The organism is Mycobacterium mantenii (assembly GCF_010731775.1).
GTDB classification, from domain to species: domain Bacteria; phylum Actinomycetota; class Actinomycetes; order Mycobacteriales; family Mycobacteriaceae; genus Mycobacterium; species Mycobacterium mantenii.
In genome coordinates this window covers 2,083,069-2,100,239 of record NZ_AP022590.1, presented here as the reverse complement: position 1 = coordinate 2,100,239, position 17,171 = coordinate 2,083,069, and the positions used below count along the sequence as shown (strand labels likewise).

General features: G+C 65.8%; 16 protein-coding genes. 11 read left to right on the top strand and 5 right to left on the bottom strand.

The annotated features are described in order from the left end of the window. The first annotated feature begins 152 nt into the window (after window positions 1–152). From G6N50_RS09495 to G6N50_RS09470, 5 genes are all read left to right on the top strand, one after another. Complete coding sequence (locus G6N50_RS09495; protein WP_083100065.1) at window positions 153–2,723, top strand: SpoIIE family protein phosphatase; 2,571 nt, start codon at window positions 153–155, stop codon at window positions 2,721–2,723. Beyond that, the gene (locus G6N50_RS09490; RefSeq protein WP_083100066.1) at window positions 2,723–3,049 is read left to right on the top strand and encodes an STAS domain-containing protein; all 327 of its coding nucleotides are present in this window, start codon (window positions 2,723–2,725) and stop codon (window positions 3,047–3,049) included. Before G6N50_RS09495 ends, G6N50_RS09490 begins: the two co-directional genes overlap by 1 nt. A 105-nt stretch (window positions 3,050–3,154) precedes the next feature. Then, window positions 3,155–3,586 carry a nitroreductase family deazaflavin-dependent oxidoreductase gene (locus tag G6N50_RS09485; protein ID WP_083100068.1) on the top strand — a complete coding sequence of 144 codons (432 nt, stop codon included), beginning with the start codon at window positions 3,155–3,157 and terminating at the stop codon, window positions 3,584–3,586. 561 nt (window positions 3,587–4,147) lie between these two features. Then, window positions 4,148–5,080, top strand: coding sequence for a class I SAM-dependent methyltransferase (locus G6N50_RS09475; RefSeq protein ID WP_083098703.1), 933 nt, complete (start codon window positions 4,148–4,150; stop codon window positions 5,078–5,080). After that, entirely contained in the window at window positions 5,077–5,712 is a 636-nt protein-coding gene (locus G6N50_RS09470; RefSeq protein WP_083098702.1) for a class I SAM-dependent methyltransferase, read from the top strand. The genes G6N50_RS09475 and G6N50_RS09470 overlap by 4 nt, the downstream gene beginning before the upstream one ends. 96 nt (window positions 5,713–5,808) lie before the next feature. Here the strand turns inward: G6N50_RS09470 and G6N50_RS09465 are convergent, their stop codons facing one another. Beyond that, window positions 5,809–6,498: a chitin-binding protein gene (locus G6N50_RS09465; protein WP_083098700.1), complete on the bottom strand. Its 690-nt coding sequence runs from the start codon at window positions 6,496–6,498 to the stop codon at window positions 5,809–5,811. Between the two features lie 315 nt (window positions 6,499–6,813). Between G6N50_RS09465 and G6N50_RS09460 the strand changes: the two genes are divergently transcribed. The 3 genes from G6N50_RS09460 (at window position 6,814) to G6N50_RS09450 (ending at window position 10,028) form a co-directional block, all read left to right on the top strand. After that, window positions 6,814–7,527, top strand: coding sequence for a VIT1/CCC1 transporter family protein (locus G6N50_RS09460; RefSeq protein ID WP_083098699.1), 714 nt, complete (start codon window positions 6,814–6,816; stop codon window positions 7,525–7,527). 119 nt (window positions 7,528–7,646) lie between these two features. After that, the gene (locus G6N50_RS09455) at window positions 7,647–8,489 is read left to right on the top strand and encodes a thioesterase family protein (RefSeq protein WP_083098697.1); all 843 of its coding nucleotides are present in this window, start codon (window positions 7,647–7,649) and stop codon (window positions 8,487–8,489) included. Between the two features lie 6 nt (window positions 8,490–8,495). Continuing rightward, window positions 8,496–10,028, top strand: a complete 1,533-nt coding sequence (locus G6N50_RS09450; protein ID WP_083098696.1) for a class I adenylate-forming enzyme family protein — start codon at window positions 8,496–8,498, stop codon at window positions 10,026–10,028. A 152-nt stretch (window positions 10,029–10,180) separates the two neighbouring features. Here the strand turns inward: G6N50_RS09450 and G6N50_RS09445 are convergent, their stop codons facing one another. Continuing rightward, entirely contained in the window at window positions 10,181–10,801 is a 621-nt protein-coding gene (locus G6N50_RS09445; protein WP_083098694.1) for a TIGR03085 family metal-binding protein, read from the bottom strand. Between the two features lie 104 nt (window positions 10,802–10,905). Between G6N50_RS09445 and htpG the strand changes: the two genes are divergently transcribed. Both htpG and G6N50_RS09435 read left to right on the top strand, forming a co-directional pair. After that, entirely contained in the window at window positions 10,906–12,831 is a 1,926-nt protein-coding gene (gene htpG, locus G6N50_RS09440) for a molecular chaperone HtpG (protein WP_083098693.1), read from the top strand. 68 nt (window positions 12,832–12,899) lie between these two features. Next, on the top strand, window positions 12,900–13,115 hold the full coding sequence (locus G6N50_RS09435; protein WP_083098691.1) for a hypothetical protein: 216 nt from the start codon (window positions 12,900–12,902) through the stop codon (window positions 13,113–13,115). Here G6N50_RS09435 and G6N50_RS09430 read toward each other — a convergent pair. Then, window positions 13,078–14,628 carry a flavin-containing monooxygenase gene (locus G6N50_RS09430; RefSeq protein ID WP_083098690.1) on the bottom strand — a complete coding sequence of 517 codons (1,551 nt, stop codon included), beginning with the start codon at window positions 14,626–14,628 and terminating at the stop codon, window positions 13,078–13,080. The two genes, G6N50_RS09435 and G6N50_RS09430, sit on opposite strands and share 38 nt — an antisense overlap. Further along, window positions 14,621–15,619 carry a phosphotransferase family protein gene (locus G6N50_RS09425; protein ID WP_232068921.1) on the bottom strand — a complete coding sequence of 333 codons (999 nt, stop codon included), beginning with the start codon at window positions 15,617–15,619 and terminating at the stop codon, window positions 14,621–14,623. The genes G6N50_RS09430 and G6N50_RS09425 overlap by 8 nt, the downstream gene beginning before the upstream one ends. Window positions 15,620–15,888: 269 nt before the next feature. Between G6N50_RS09425 and G6N50_RS09420 the strand changes: the two genes are divergently transcribed. Continuing rightward, on the top strand, window positions 15,889–16,500 hold the full coding sequence (locus tag G6N50_RS09420) for an alpha/beta fold hydrolase (protein WP_332108049.1): 612 nt from the start codon (window positions 15,889–15,891) through the stop codon (window positions 16,498–16,500). Here the strand turns inward: G6N50_RS09420 and G6N50_RS09415 are convergent. Further along, entirely contained in the window at window positions 16,497–17,063 is a 567-nt protein-coding gene (locus tag G6N50_RS09415; protein WP_083098687.1) for a TetR/AcrR family transcriptional regulator, read from the bottom strand. The genes G6N50_RS09420 and G6N50_RS09415 overlap by 4 nt on opposite strands. Window positions 17,064–17,171 lie beyond the last annotated feature (108 nt).

Here is a 17,171-nt window from a genome sequence, read left to right as displayed (position 1 = left end):
GCTGCCTGCACTTCGTCCACCGCGCACAACCTGACGTGACCTCGCTCGATGTTGGCCAGCTACCGAGACGGTGCCCGCCAATCCGCGCACGAGGTGGGGCAGGGTCTTGCGGCCCGAACATCGCGTTTACCCGACCGTTACCGTTGGTACCTATGGACAGCGACCGGAGTGACTCCGCCTTCACCTGGCAGGGCCGGCGCGAACTGGTGAGCCGCATGCATGACCAGCTCGATGAGCTGGTGGCAGCGCGTGACCAGATGGAACAACTCGTGCGCGTCATCGTCGAGATCGGTTCGGATCTTGACTTGGACGTGACGCTGCATCGAGTCCTCAAAGCCGCGATGGAGCTGACCGGCGCCCGCTACGCCGCTCTGGGCATCCGTGCCTCCGACGGCACGCTCGTCTCTTTCGTGTATGCGGGAATAGACGTGGACACCGCTCGGCGGCTCGGCGACCTCCCGGTCGGCGATGGTCTGCGCGTCGACGATCTGAGTGCCCATCCCCAGACCGTTGAGCTGGCCGGACGCGAGCCGCCGATGCACGCACTCCTCGGAATCCCGATTACGGTGCGGGCGGCCAACTTCGGCAGCCTGTACCTGGCCGACGACCGGCCGGGTCGAGTCTTCTCCAACTCGCAGGAAGGCGCCGTACGCGCCATGGCCACGGCGGCGGCCGCCGCCATCGACAACGCCCGACTCTTCGAGCGAGAGCGTGAATCGGCGAAATGGACGAAGGCCAGCCGCGAGATCACCACTGCATTGCTGTCCGGAGACCCGCAGACGGGGCCGTTGCAGCTCATCGTGAACCGGGCGCTGGAGCTGGCCGGTGCCGAGCAGGCCATCCTGCTGGTTCCCAAGGAGCCCGAATTGCCGGTCGACCTGGTCGACACCCTGGTCGTGGCCGCGACCGCGGGGCGGTACTCCTCGGAGGTGATCGGCCGGCAGGTTCCGATGGAAGGCTCGACCACCGGCGGCGTGGCCCGCCGCGGCCTACCGCTGATCACCGATTCGTTCCAGTACCCGATCGAGGGCTTCACCGACGTCGGTGAACGCTCGGCGATCGTCATGCCGCTGATTGCGGACGGCGCGGTGCTCGGCGTCATCGCCGTCGCACGCGAGCCGCATCGACCCGCGTTCGGTGAGGACTACCTCGACCTTGTCAGTGACTTCGCCCGGCACGCGGCTATCGCACTGGCGTTGGCGGCGGGCCGCGAGCACGCGCTCAACCAGGAACTGGCCCAAGCTGACACCGTCGATGACGCGGTGCAAGCCGCCGCGGAGGAACTGCGCCGGCTCTGGCGGGCGCGCCGCGTGCTGGCCGTCACCTTCCCGACGCAAGGTTCCTCCACGGAAACGGCCTTCGGCGCGCCGCGGGTGGTGTCGGTGGGCGAGCCCACGCAGTGGGCCGACCTGACGTCGCAAACTCAACAGGCGCTCAGCTCACTGCGCGACGGCGAGCTGCTCACCCCCAATGGGACGCGGCCGGGAACGGCGGGCATTGCGCTGCAGCACCCCGACGGTGTGCTCGTCGTCTGGATGGATCTGACCGAGCAGCGCCCGTTCACCCTCGAGGACCAGACCTTGCTCACGGTCCTGGCCGGCCGCTTGGGCCAGGGGCTGCAGCGGGTGCACCAGGTCGATCAGCAACGCGAAACCGCGTTGGCCCTGCAGCACGCGATCCTGGGACCCGCCGATCTTCCCAATGGCTTCGCGGTGCGCTATCAGGCCGCCACGAGACCTCTCCAGGTGGGCGGTGACTGGTACGACATCGTTGACCTGGACGACGGGCGCATCGCGTTGATCGTCGGCGACTGCGTCGGCCATGGCCTCGCCGCTGCCACCGTGATGGGCCAGGTGCGCAGCGCCTGCCGTGCGCTCCTCTTCGAAAACCCAAGCCCCGGTGCAGCTCTCGCGGGGATGGATCGTTTCGCCGCGCGGCTGCCCGGCGCGCAATGCACCACCGCGGTCTGCGCTGTGCTCACCCCCGAGACCGGTGAACTGGTCTACTCCAGCGCCGGTCACCCGCCGCCCATCCTGGTGCACGGCGACGGCAGCACCCAGATACTCGACGAGGGCCACACCATCGCGCTGGGCATACGGGGTAACTGGATCCGCCCCGAGGCCCGGGTGACCATCCCCGCGCGTTCGACGCTGCTGCTGTACACCGACGGTCTGGTGGAACGGCGCCGCATCCCGCTCGACTATGGCATCTCCCGGGTAGCCGCCGTCGCGCAGGACTTTCGCGCGTTGAAACTGGAAGATCTGGCGAACCAGGTGATGTCCCGCGTCGCGCCGGAAGGCGGGTACCAGGATGATGTCGTTTTGCTGCTTTACCGCCATCCGGCGCCGTTGGAGCTGAAGTTCCCCGCCGACGTCTCTCAGCTTGCGCCCACCCGCACCGCCTTGCGCAACTGGCTGACCCGGGTCCGGTTGGACCCGGATCAGACCCTGAACGTGCTCGTCGCCGCCGGGGAAGCCGTTGCTAACGCCATCGAACACGGTCATCGCCACAGACCGCAGGGCACTATTCGCCTGGGAGCGGTCGCCCTCGGCGACGAGGTCCAATTGACCATCACGGACACCGGCTCGTGGAAGGCTCCGCAACCGGCTTCCTATCCTCACCGAGGCCGGGGCATCCCGCTCATGCGAACCCTCATGCAGGAGGTCGATATCCGGCCCGACACCGACGGAACGACAGTCCACCTATCCACAAGGATCACCTGATGACCACCCCGCTCACGCTCGACACCGCGCGCGGCAGCGACGGGAGATTCGTGCTGGTAGCCGCGGGGGAGATCGACCTGAGCAATATCGACGCGTTCAGCGTGGCATTGACCAGCGCCGCGACCGAGGCCACCGGCGGTGACGGGGCGTTACTCGTCGATCTCAGTGCGGTGGAGTACCTGGACAGCGCAGCCATCAACACCCTGGCGGCCCACGCCGACCGCATCGAGCTCGTCGCGCACCCCATCCTGATGCCCGTACTCAGGATCAGCGGTCTCACCGAACTGACCACCATCGAATCCGCGCCGCCGACAGCGGGACAGTGACGCACCTGGGCGCGCGGCCCGCCCGCCGTCGTTGAATCACGTTGCGGCACGGTATAAAACGATCCTTAGCTGGCCGACGGTCGCGTCACATGTCACGATGGCGCAATGGGTGACGATGCGCTGAGCGCGGAACGTGAATTCAACGAGCAGAACATCGAGGAGTTCCGCCGCAATGGCGGCAAAGTGGGCGGCCAGTTCGAGGGCTTTCCGTTGTTGCTGCTGACTTCGACCGGTGCGCGCAGCGGCGCCCAACGGGTCAACCCGGTCGCCTACTTCGATATCGACGGCAAAATCTATGTCGTCGGGTCCGCGGCGGGGCGGGACAACAATCCCTCCTGGGTGCACAACATACGCGCCGACCCCCACGTGTCTGTCGAGATCGGCACGGGGGCTGCGAAGCCCGCGACCGCGCGCGAATTGCCGCGTGACGAAAGGGATTCGGTCTATTCGGTCGTGGTCGAGCGTGCCCCCGGTTTCGGGGAATACCAGCAACGTACCCACCGGCTCATCCCGGTCTTCGAGTTGATGACCGACTGAAGACACGGGCGGACAAGGGCATTCAAGCTCGCCAATTCGGCACGATAACGGATCGATTGCCGCACAATGATGGGCGCGGGTTCATCCGGATGCGACCGGTCATCACCGCCCGCCCTGCCCGAACGACGAAGTGAGATTGGCGATGAGACATTACTTGCGGCGCTGCGTGATCGGTGCGATCGCTGTCGTGTTGGCCGGGTTGCCGGTGATCGGAACGCCGGCCATCAGCCGCGCCGACGGTGAATGCGCCCCCGGTTGGGGCTGGAGTGTCGAGCTGAATCAATGCGTGTTCCTCCTGCCGGCCGCAAATGGACCGGACGGACCCGGGGGGCCGGGTGGACCTGGTGGGCCGGGCGGACCCGGGGGGCCGGGCGGACCCGGTGGACCGGGCGGACCCGGGGGACCGGGTGGACCCGGGCCGCGCTAGGAACCTCGTCTAATCGCGGCAACACGACGCTCGGACCGGCGAAATAGCTGGGCCGCGGGGCGTGGGAACTCCACGCGCCCGCCGGTCGTTATACCAGCTAAGTAACCGATTACTCCGAGGGGGACAGCAGCCGCATGCCGCGCACAGACAACGACACCTGGGATTTGGCGACCAGTGTGGGCGCGACCGCGACGATGGTCGCAGCCGCGCGGGCGATCGCGACCAACGCCGACAACCCGTTGATCGAGGACCGATTCGCCGAGCCGCTGGTTCGTGCGGTCGGCGTGGACTTCTTCACACGCTGGGTCTCCGGCGACCTGGCAGCCGCCGACGTCGACGACCACGGATCGGGGTGGAAGCTCGAACACATGCCCGCCGCGATGGCGGCCCGGACCCGATTCTTCGACTCGTTCTTCCAGGCCGCGACGCAGGCCGGGATCCGGCAGGCCGTGATCCTTGCGTCGGGCCTCGACGCGCGCGCCTACCGGTTGGCGTGGCCGGTCGATATGACGGTGTTCGAGATCGACCAGCCCCAGGTGATCGAATTCAAGGCCGCCACGCTGGCCGAGCTGGGTGCCGCCCCGCGGGCCGAGCTGCGCACGGTCGCCGTCGATTTGCGCAACGACTGGCCAAAGGCCCTGGTGGAAGCCGGCTTTGACAAGAGTCAGCCCACCGCGTGGATCGCGGAGGGGCTCTTCGGGTATTTGCCGCCGGAGGCGCAAGATCGGCTGCTGGATAACATCACCGCACTCAGCGTCGGCGGCAGCCGGCTGGCGTGCGAAGCTATTCCGGACATGTCCGAGGTAGACACCGAGAAGGCCCAGGAAATGATGCGCCAGGCCACCGCCAAATGGCGTGAACATGGCTTCGACCTGGAGTTCGGCGACCTCGGCTACCAGGGCGAGCGCAACGACGTTGCCTTTTATCTGGACAACCTGGGATGGCGGTCCGACGGCATCCGGATGAGTGAGCTGCTGGCCGACTCCGGTCTCGAGGCGATCCCGCAGACCAACGACTCCGTGTCGATGGCCGACACCATCTACTACAGCTCGGAGCTGAATAAATGACCGCACCGCAGCGCCGAGGGCTCAACGAGGCCGTCACGCGCCTATGGAGCTTTCTCGCGCCGGCTTACGATCTGCCGTTCCTGCAACGGTGGGTATATCGGCCTCCGCACAACGAGGTGATTGCCCAGCTGCGCAGCCACGGGGCTCGCAAGATCGCTGATATCGCCTGCGGCACAGGGATTTTAAGCGACCGAATCCAGCGCGAGCTGCAGCCTGACGAGATTTACGGTGTCGACATGTCCGAGGGCATGCTCGGCCAGGCTCGTGCGAGGTCGGATCGGGTCCAGTGGATGCGCGGCCCGGCCGAGCAACTCCCGTTCGCCGACGGCGCCCTCGACGCCGTCGTGACGACCTCGGCCTTTCACTTCTTCGACCAGCCGGCGGCGTTGCGTGAATTCCACCGTGTGCTGGCGCCTGGCGGCCTGGTGGCCGTGTCGGCGCTGAGCACGCGGCAACCGCGGCTGCAGTCATCCGCGGAATCCCGGTGGAAGCCTCAACACAACGCGTCCGCGCCCGAGATGCGGACGTTGTTCGAAAACGCCGGGTTTGTGATCACTGATCAACACCGGATCCCGAGACCGGTGTGGACGGCGCTCGTGTCCGACCTGTTGACTGTCGGCACGAAAAGTTAGAGCCGGTGCCGAGCGCGAAATCGCTCGGAGTCAACGCATATAAGCGACGACGCCCGCTTCGCCTTTCGGCGAAGCGGGCGTCTTGTCAGCTATGGATCACAGCGGGACCCACACCCCGAAGAGCCAGAAGCCCCACTGGTTGAAACCGGGATCCCAGATAGGTGTTTCCTGGTAGCCCCAGTAGTTGATTGGGCCGTAGTCCCAGTGCCCGCCCGGCGGAGGGAGCGGTCGATCCCACGCCGGCCGCGGCGGCACGCCCGCGCCCCACGGGCCAGGCCCATCGCCCCACGGCGCCCCGTGGAAGTAACCACGCTGGGCATCCCCGTGCCATGGGCCGCCAGGGTGAGGATCCGGTCCACCGAATCCGCCGGGGGCACCGGGGTGATCGCCGGGCCCGCCTGGACCGCCGGGGTGATCGGGGCCGGGTCCACCGGGACCGCCCGGTCCGCCTGGACCGCCGGGGTGATCGCCGGGCCCACCCGGACCACCGGGTCCGCCTGGACCGCCGGGGTGATCGCCGGGCCCACCCGGACCACCGGGTCCGCCTGGACCGCCGGGGTGATTACCGGGATCGCCAGGTCCACCCGGGCCACCCGGGCCGCCGGGACCACCAGGATCGTTGGGGCCAGTGGGAGCGTGGCCGCCACCGGGCGCCTGCCCGCCATGATTGCCCGGAGGCTGTGGCCCCCCGGGAGCAGCGTTGGCAAACCCGGCGCCCATTCCCAAAGCCGCAGCGCTGAGCGCTCCGGCGATGGTCACCCCTCCGACAAGTTGCTTCAACCTCATGATGCTTCACCTATCCACCAGGGATTTCTTGCAAGGAAGTTCCTTGAAACACCCCCCGTTACCACCCCGACGCTAAATAGCTTCCCTATGGAATAGCTGTGACTGGCCCATGCAGAACTTCTGGTCGGGCACACCACCCCGCGTTGGTTAGCCGCCACCAGCCACCCCGATTCAACGCCGCGCGGCGCGCGGGCCGCACCTCGGACACCAGCAGGTTCGACTGCTGACCGACGCGCTCGTCAGCGCGTGCGTGCCCGGGTTTGGGAAGGCTAGGTTGGCTGGTGGACCAGGGTTTTCCTCTATATCGTTGCGGCCGTGTCGAGTGCGTCACATCCGCACGAACCGCACGTCGGTTCGGTGTCCTCGAAGTTGAATTGGCTGCGTGCGGGCGTCCTGGGCGCCAATGACGGGATCGTCTCCACCGCGGGCATCGTTGTTGGGGTCGCGGCGGCCACCGCCGAACGCGCCCCGATATTGACCGCTGGCACCGCCGGATTGGTCGCCGGAGCGGTGTCGATGGCGCTGGGCGAATACGTCTCCGTCAGCACCCAGCGCGACACCGAGAAGGCGCTGTTGCATAAGGAGCGCCGCGAACTGCGCGACGATCCCGTCGCTGAACTGGACGAGCTCGCCGCCCTGTACGAGGCGAAAGGCCTGACGTCGGCGACCGCGCGCACCGTGGCCGAGGAACTCACCGACCACAATCCGCTGCTCGCCCACGCCGAGGTCGAACTGGGCGTCAATCCCGAAGAGCTGACGAACCCCTGGCAGGCGGCATCGTCGTCGGCCCTCTCGTTTGGGATCGGTGCCCTGTTGCCGTTGATCGCTATCCTGACCCCGCCGGCGACGTGGCGAGTGCCGGTCACCGTCGCCGCGGTACTCGTGGCGCTGGTGATCACCGGCTCGGTTTCGGCCGGTTTGGGCGGAGCGCCCAAGGGCCGTGCGGTGCTCCGCAACGCCATCGGCGGCACCCTTGCGTTGGCGGTCACCTACGGGATCGGTCATCTGGTGGGCGCCGCGATCGGCTGATCGCCGGACCTTCGGAATGTCGCGGCGCGGTGCGTATCCAGCGACTGGAAGCGCAACTGTAACATCGACAGTTGCGGCCTCAGCAGAGCCCGCAATCCCATCACGCGAAGGGTCATGCAGTGGCCGAGCCCAATATCGTGCCGGATGAAGCTCAATGGGCAGAACCGGCGCCATACTTTGAGCGCGACGAGAATTACTTGGTACCAACCAAAATCGCGCGCGGCGGATGGGGCCCGTCGTTGAGCGGCCATGTCGTCGGCGGGCTCCTGGCGTGGGCGGTCGAGAATGCGGTCCAGGATGCGCAACTGCAGCCGGCGCGGTTGACCGTGGACCTGCCCCGGCCAACGGCGTTGGCGCCCCTCGAGGTGCACACGCAGGTCCGGCAGGACCGACGTCGACTGCGGCTCGTCGAGGCCGTGATCACCCAGGACGGCGCCCCGGTTGCCCAGGCGAGCGCGCTGTTTCTGCGGCGCGGCCCACAGCCCGACGGGCACGTCTGGTCACCGCCGGTGCAAATGCCGCCGATTCCGCTGGACGAGGCCTACTCGACGTTGTTCATGCGAACCTACGGCTGGGGCGCCGACGTGCAGAATCCCGACCCGGACTGGCCTCAGACGGACGGCCCGAAATACACCTGGATCCACGAGACGCGCCCGTTGATCGACGACGAACCACTCACCGCCTTCGCCCGAGTGGCGATGGCCGGTGACATCACGGCCTCGATTGCCAACTGGGGCACTAACTCCCTGCAGTTCATCAACGTCGATTACACGCTCACCCTCAGCCGACTGCCCGAGGGCGACCACATCGGGCTAGCCTCGCTCACCCACCACAGTCACGACGGGGTGGCCAGCGGCTCGGCGGTCCTGGTGGACGCGAAGGGGCCGATCGGCACCGGCGTGTCCGTCGCTGTCGCGCACGCGGGATTTCGTCCGCCCTCCACCGATCCGTCAGCCGGGTGAGGTCGAGTGACGTTCTGGGCGTTGATTGCCGAGGCGGCGCAGCGAGAACCACACCGGCCACTGCTCGCCGATGAATACGGGCGGAGCCTGACCGCGTGTCAGTTGCGCGACGCCGCGTGCGTAACCGCTGCCGCCCTCGCCGAACGCGGAGTCCGCGCGGGAACCGCGGTGTCCTGGCAGCTGCCCACCAGGCTGGAAACGATGGTGGTGATGGCCGCGCTGGCCCGACTCGGTGCGGTGCAGAATCCGATCATCCCGATACTGCGGGAAAGCGAGGTTGGCTTCATCACCGGTCAGCTGGCCACCGAAGTCTTTGTGACACCACAGGTTTGGCGCGGATTCGACCACGGTGGGCTGGCTCGTGAGTTGGCGCGTGACAAGGGTTTTGAGGTCATCGCCCTCGACCTGGACACGCCCCCGGCCGCGGGCGCGCTGCGGCTGCCGGGCGCCGATACCGGGGCACTCCCGGCGCCGCCCACCTCCGCCGACGACGCCCGGTGGATCTACTACTCCTCGGGAACCACCGCGGCCCCCAAGGGGATCCGTCATACCGATACGTCGGTCATCGCCGGCTCGGCGGGAGTGGTCGGCATGGTGGGGGCCAACAGCAGTGACGTGGATCCGATCGCCTTCCCGATCGCACATATCGGTGGGGCCGCGATGCTGGCCACCGCGTTGCTGACCGGCATGCGGTTGGCCCTGTTCGAGACGTTCGACCCGGCCACCACACCCTGGGCCATCGCCGCGCACAATCCGACGTTCCTGGGCACCGCGACCCCGTTCTTCGTCGCCTTCCTCGAAGCCCAACGGGCCCATGGCGATCGGCCGCTGTTTCCGTCGGTCCGTGGCTGCCTGGCCGGAGGCGCACCCGTCACCGCCGAACTGGGGCGTCAGGTCCGCGAAGCGTTCGGTCTGGCCGGAATCGCCAATGCCTGGGGGATGACCGAGTTTCCGTGCGCGACCTCGCCCTCGCTGACCGCGGCGCCCGAGGTGCTCGACCATACCGTCGGGCCGCCGGTGCCCGGGGTCAAGGTCCGCGCGGTCGACAGCCGCGGCCTCGAACTGGGCGCCGGACAGGAAGGGGAGCTGCGACTCAAGGGACCGCAATGCTTCCTCGGCTACGCCGACCCGACACTTGACGCCGATGCGTTCGACAGAGACGGCTGGTTGCGCACAGGCGATCTCGGCCTGATCGATGCCGACGGCAATGTTCGCGTCACCGGCCGCACCAAGGACGCGATCATCCGCAACGCGGAGAACATCTCCGCCCTCGAAATCGAGAATGCGCTGGCCACCCATCCCGCCGTCGCCGATGTCGCCGTCATCGGGATTCCGGACCCGCGCACCGGCGAACGCGTCTGCGCCGTCGTGGTGCCCGCGACGGACGACGGTGTGTCGCTGGAATCCCTTGTGCGACATTGTCAATCAAGGGGTCTTAGCCGATACAAACACCCCGAGCACCTGGTGGTCGTCGCTACGCTACCGCGTAATCAATTCGGCAAGGTGATCAAGAAAGACCTGCGTGACGCGTTTGGGTGAGCGCCACGCCTTCGGGTGACCCCGGCGCCTTTGGGTGACCGCGCGGTCCTCGGGGATAAGGCTGCCTCAAAACTCGATAGCGCAGGCGCTATCGAGTTTTGAATTGCGGTTATGCCCCCGGGACGCCGCGCAGCCGGGGTGATGGCCGGCCCCTACAACCCCTTGGGCGCATCGCGGACGGCCTGCACCGCCGCGGCATCGCCGTCGAATTCGACCTGGGCCTGCCGCCCCACCGCGAACAGCAATAGTTCCTCGGGCGTCCCGGTCACCGTCACGGCCGGCCCCTGACCGGCGGTGAGCACCGTCTTGCCCTCCGAGGTGCGCAACGCCACCCGGCCGGGCACCTTGGCGAGCGTGAATCTCGCCATCAGCGGCAGGGTGCGTCGCAGCATCTTGCTCAGGGCGGGCTCCAGAGAGCGCGGCTGCCAGCCCGGCTGCGCGCGTCGCACGTCCTCGTGATGGATGAACATCTCGGCCACGTTGGCCACCGGGTCGAGCAATTTCAGTGGGGAGTAGACCGGTGGGCCGGCGGCGAGCTTGCCCACCAGCTCGTCCCAGTCGTTCTGCTCGGCCACCTGGTTCTGCACCTTCTCCGTGTGCGAGGCGAAGAACGGGATCAAGATGCCGGGCGCCGCATCGGGCCGATATTCACGGATCACCAGGTGGGCGGCCAAATCCCGCGTCTTCCATCCCTCGCAGAGGGTGGGCGCGTCCGGACCGGCGCCGCGCATGGTTTCAACTAGGGCGGCACGTTCGCGTTGAGCAACAGACATGCGTTCAGCCTAGAGCCGGCGGCCGCCGAACAGCACGGGTCCACCGCACACCGCTGGCACACAACTCGCTAAATTTAGAACGTCATGTTGTCGAAGGGAATCTCATGAACGCACGCGTCGAGCAGTTGGAATTTCAGGCAGAGGCTCGCCAACTGCTGGATCTGATGGTCCACTCCGTCTACTCCAACAAGGACTCATTCCTGCGGGAGTTGATCTCTAACGCTTCCGATGCCTTGGACAAGCTGCGGCTTGAAGCGTTCCGGAACAAGGACCTCGACGTCGACACCTCCGACCTGCACATCGAGATCGATGTGGACAAGGGCGCGCGCACCCTGACCATCCGCGACAACGGCATCGGGATGACCCGCGCCGAGGTGGTCGATCTGATCGGCACGCTGGCCAAGTCCGGTACCGCCGAGCTGCGCAAGCAACTGCGCGAGGCCAAGAACGCCGCGGCCTCAGAGGAACTCATCGGCCAGTTCGGTATCGGTTTCTATTCCAGTTTCATGGTCGCCGACAAGGTCGAACTGCTCACCCGCAAGGCCGGCGAGAGCGACGCCACCAAGTGGGAATCCAGCGGCGAGGGCACCTACACCATCGAATCCGTCGACGGGGCGCCGCAGGGAACCTCGGTCATCCTGCACCTCAAGCCGGAGGACGCCGAGGACGAGCTGCACGACTACACCGCGGAGTTCAAGATCAGGAGCCTGGTCAAGAAGTACTCCGACTTCATCGCGTGGCCCATCCGGATGGAGGTCGAGCGCCGTACCCCCGCGACCGAAGAGGGCGGCGAGGAAACGGTCACCATCGAGACCGAAACCCTCAACTCGATGAAGGCTCTGTGGGCCCGGCCAAAAGACGAAGTCTCCGAGGAGGAGTACAAGGAGTTCTACAAGCACGTCGCGCACGCCTGGGACGACCCGCTCGAGGTCATCGCGATGAAGGCCGAGGGCACCTTCGAGTACCAGGCGCTGCTGTTCATCCCGTCGCACGCCCCGTTCGACCTGTTCAACCGGGACGGCCAGACCGGGATCCAGCTGTACGTCAAGCGCGTGTTCATCATGGGCGACTGCGACGAGCTCATGCCCGAATACCTGCGGTTCGTCAAGGGGGTCGTTGACGCGCAGGACATGTCGCTCAACGTGTCGCGCGAGATCCTGCAACAGGATCGGCAGATCAAGGCGATTCGGCGCCGGTTGACCAAGAAGGTTCTCTCCACGATCAAGGATCTGCAGTCCGAGCGCCCGGACGACTATCGGACCTTCTGGACCCAATTCGGCCGGGTCGTCAAGGAGGGCCTGCTGTCGGACTTCGACAACCAGGAGACGCTGCTGCAGATCTCCTCATTCGCCTCGACGCACAGCGAAGAGGAGGCCACCACGCTCGCCCAATATGTGGAGCGCATGAAGGAGGGTCAGACGCAGATCTTCTACGCCACGGGCGACTCGCGTCAGCAGATCCTGAAGTCGCCGCACCTCGAGGCGTTCAAGGCCAAGGGCTATGAGGTGCTCCTGCTCACCGACCCGGTCGACGAGGTGTGGGTGGGCACCGTGACGGAGTTCGACGGCAAGCCGCTGCAGTCGATCGCCAAGGGCGAGGTGGACCTCAGCGCCGACGGCGACGAGAGCGAGGCCGAGCGTGAGGAACAGCAGAAGGAATTCGCCGACCTGCTCGCCTGGCTCAAGGACACCTTGACCGACCACGTCAAGGAGGTTCGGTTGTCCACCCGCCTGACGGACTCGCCCGCCTGCCTGATCACCGATGCCTTCGGGATCACCCCGGCGCTCGCCCGCATGTACCGTGCGTCCGGGCAGGACATTCCGGTGGGGAAGCGAATTCTCGAACTCAACCCCAACCACCCGCTCGTCACCGGCCTGCGCCAAGCGCACCAGGACCGCAGAGACGATCCGTCGGTCGCGGAGACCGCGGAATTGCTTTACGGCACAGCGCTTCTTGCCGAAGGCGGCGCGCTTGACGATCCGGCGAGGTTTGCCGAGATCCTCGCCCACCGGTTGGCCCGCACGGTGTAACCCAGCGTTCACCGGCAAATGGGCGATTTCTGGGATTGAAAACGCGCTGGCAGGGATACTTAGATCCCATGCCTGAGTTTCGCGTTATCGACCCACATGGCCGGGTCGTCGCGGCGAAGAATTTTGCCAACGCGGAGGCCGCGCACGCCTGGTTCGTCAACTCGGTTGGCGGCAATACCGAGCTGGGTTGGCGCATGGAGGTCAACGACGAGGGGCAATGGGCTTTCTTCGACGACACCGAGGGCTTCACCGCCCCGGTGAGCCGCCGCCAGGAACGGCGCTGATTCGCTGTCTGCCATTAGTACTGCTCACACGCCGGAGGTGGCGCCGATAGGTCTTCTCGGACAGCCGACCGAAAAGCTTCGTCACCGTGGCGTACACGATCGCTCCATATGGCCATTGTGTGACCACACGGCCCGACGGTGACTTGTAGTAGTTGTTGGACCCTACCCAGGCCGTCTTGGCGAGCGCGCTTTGTACCCATTGGTTATAGCGGCGGTAGAACCACGGCCGGACCTCGATTGCGGCGACATCCGTGTCGCGCAGTCGTTTGATCGATCGCACCGCGAATTCGGCCTGACGCTGCAGTGCCGAGACTATCTCGCCGCCATTGGTATTCGGGCCGTACAGGATGTAGAAGTTCGGGAAGTCCGGCACCGTGATCCCGGCGAATGCCTGCGGTTCACCAGCCCAGAACTCGTGCAATGTCCGACCGGAACGGCCGACGACCCGGTACGAAGCAAGGTAATGCGCCGGCTGAAACCCGGTCGCCATGATTAGCACGTCGGCCGCGTGTTCGACCCCGCGTACATCAACGACGCCGTTCGCGGTGACCGATTGCACGGCGTGCGGAACGAGCTCGACGTTCTCCCGCAACAACGCCGGATAGAAGTCTTTGGTGAGAACCGGCCGCTTTCCGGGAAAGGGATATTTGGGCGTGACGGCCTCGGCCAGCTCGAGGTGATCTTTGAACACGTCCGCGATGTATTTGCGGCAACGTGCCTCCGCAAGCGAATTGATCTTGGTCCCCGGCCGGTGTAGCGCGCCGAACAGTTGCCCGATTTCGAGAAGCCAGAACTGCCGCAGTCTCTCGTGACGACGAGTCCATGGACGGCGCAGCCGCGCCCGCTCGTCAGCGGACAGGTCCCGGTCGGGCTTGGGCAGGATCCATCCCGGCTCGCGCTGAAACAGGACCACGCGCTCGGCCACGCGCGCGATCGCGGGAACCACCTGTGCCGCGCTCGATCCGGTTCCGACCACCGCAATTCTCTTGCCCGCGAGTTCGATTAGCTCCCATCGCGCGGTGTGCAGCTTGGGCCCGGCGAAGCTGTCGAGTCCCGGCCAAGTGGGGTAGTTGGGCACGTTGAGCATTCCGACTGCGCTGATTACCGCGCGGAAGGTCCGCAGCCGGCCATCGGCTGTACGCAACACGTATCCACTTGAGTCGTCGTCCCAGCGGACCTCCTCGACCGCAGTGTTGAAGCGGAAGTGCAGCCTCAGCCCGTATTCGTCGACAACGCCCTCGAGGTATCGGTGCAATTCGGCCTGACGGGCGTGGGTACGACTCCAGTCGTGCGGGTGAAATGAGAAGCAATACAGCACCGAGTGGACATCGACCTCCGCGCCTGGATAGCGGTTGTCCAGCCAGGTGCCTCCGAGATCGCTCGACTTCTCGAAAACGGTGAAATCGTGCAGACCGGCTTTTGCGAGATTGACGGCCGCAGCGATGCCGGCAAATCCACCGCCGATGATCGCGACGGACGGTGCCGCGCCGCGCCTGCCCACGGCCTCAAGCACGGATCGCCTCTACGGTCCAAGCCGGCAAAAGCGTTGCGCGAGTGAGGAAGTGATCGGGCTGGCCCATGCCCTGTAACAGCACCTGGATGCGCAGTGTGCAGCATCCAATACGGACCATCGCGAAATGCTCATACCAGTCCAGGTCGACCAAGCGGCGGCCGATCATCTCCTCGTAGCGGCCGATCACCTGGTCCATGCTGTCGAAGCCTGGCAACTCGGGGTCGGCGTCGATACCGTGTACCGCCAGCATCTGCCGCCGGGTACCCAGCCACCATGCAAAGTCGGCCTCGGCCGGACACAGGCAAGCCTGTTCCCAGTCCAACACCGCGGCGATATTGCCGGCGTCGTCGAATATCACGTTGGACATTCGCGCGTCGCCCCAGCACAAGCGGGACTCAGGGGGATCCTCAGGGATATGGTCGGTTAGCCAGTCGAACGCGTCGATCAGCAGCTCGGGCACCTGGTTGTCGGCGCCCCACATCATGTATTCACGCCACCAAGCCAGCTCTGCGTCGAGACCCATCCCGGTAGGGCGAACCAGCCACGACGCTTCCTCTGGTGGAATCTGTTGCAGCGCAGCAAGGGTCGCCAAGAACGAGTCATGCACGCGTCTCTGTAAGGTGACATCCGCGTCACGCAGCCAGCCTTTGCGGGCGTAGGTCATGTCACCGGGAATATGTCCAGGGATTCGGGGCATCACCAGGAATTTCGACCCGATCCAAGCGGTATCCGATTCGTAGACAAGCGGACTCGGCGTGGCAACACCGTAGCCTCGCACCAGGTCCTGAGTTCGAGCCTGGCTTTCGAGATCGTATTGGGCGAAAAGTCCGCCGCCCGCGGGCGGAATCCGCACTATGACGTCGCGGCGACCCTCCGCATCCGTCACGGTGGTCACCAGGCTCTCACTCGACCAACCGCCGGACTGGTTGGCCACGGTCAGGTCGGACAACGTGACGTCGTCACCAGACTTATCGATGAACCAGCGCTCCAACCGCTCGCGCGTTGCCGCGAGATCGCGATGGGCAAGCGTTAGTCCAGCCATAGCCAACCTTTACATGTCATGACACGGATGTAAAGTACACAAGGATTACGCAGCGCGGATCTGATGTAATGCGCAGGGCGAGTCACTCGAGGAGCATGCATTGGCTGGTCTGAGTCCGCTGATCTTCGGCGACATCGACGACGTGACGCGTCCGCTGGCCGTCTTGGTCCACGGCTTTCCCGACACTCCGTATACGTGGCGACATCTCGGACCGATGCTTGTTGACCGGGGGTTCCGGGTCGGTTCTGATCGGCCACGACTGGGGTGCCCATGCCGGATATGGTGCCGTCGTGTCCGACCCCGGCGCCTACGCCCGATTGGTCACCCTGGCGGTTCCGCCGACTAATGCCCTCGGCGAATCGATGTTCAGCTACCAGCAACTCAAGCGGTCCTTCTACATCTGGTTCATTCAGCAGGTCGGTCTCGCCGAATTCGCATTGCTGCAACCGGGTTTCTGGGAGTCGTTGTGGGCGGATTGGTCCCCGGGCTACGACGCCACCGACGACATCGCCCGGCTGCGTGCGGTGGCGACCGAGGCGACGATCGGGGGGATGGTCAGCCCGTACCGGGCGTCGTTCAACGTCGAGTTCGGCGACCCCGAGGCCGTGGCCGAGGCGGTCGCCACGATGACCGCGCCGCCTGTGCGCACTCTGTACATCCACGGGACGGATGATGGAGCCATCGGCGCCGAACTGCTCGCCGACGTAGCGGCACACTTACCCGCCCCTGGGTCGTCCTTTCGATTGCTCGACGGAGTCGGCCACTTTCTGCACCTCGAGCAGCCCGCCCGCGTCGCCGAGGTTGTCTGCCGCTGGCTGCAAAACGATTAAGCGCTGGCCACCGGACGGGCGCCTCGGCCGTCCGTTGCGTCCAGACCCGCTGCATGGCGCAATTCCGCCAGGAATCTATTGCGATCGTTTCCACCCACCAGGTAGTGGCACACCGCCACGCTCACTACCGTGGCGGCCGCGATCTCGGCATTGTTCCCGGGGATGTTGCGTGCGACGCGGTCATGGAGCAGCGGGATCACCCGACGCATCTGCGCCAGCACAAACTCCGGTTCGACGTCGACAAGGAAGCCCAGCGAATAGGAGTGCTGGAAGTCCACGATGAATTGCAATGCGGCATCGAGTCGTTGCGACCCGCTCAGGCCGGCCACCGCATTCGCCATTCCCGCGTCGAAGTTGTCCTGTTCGTAAAGCCCGAAAGCATCCAGCAGAGCGTCTTTCGAGGGAAAGTACCGGTAAAGCGTCGGTCGCGAGATGCCGGCTTCGGCGGCCACCTCCGACAGCATCAAGTCTTTCCGGCTGCTGCGTGCGAGCACAACGAAGGTGGCGGCGAGGATGCGCCGCCGCGTCGAGCTTTCGGCGTTCGGAGGCAATCGAGTCGGCATCGCCAACCTTTACATATAAGCGGTCAAATGTCACACTAACTCTACCCGACGTCTCGGCCGTCCGGTACTCCTGCGTGACGAGTTGGGTTAGCGCTGTAAACCGGCGCA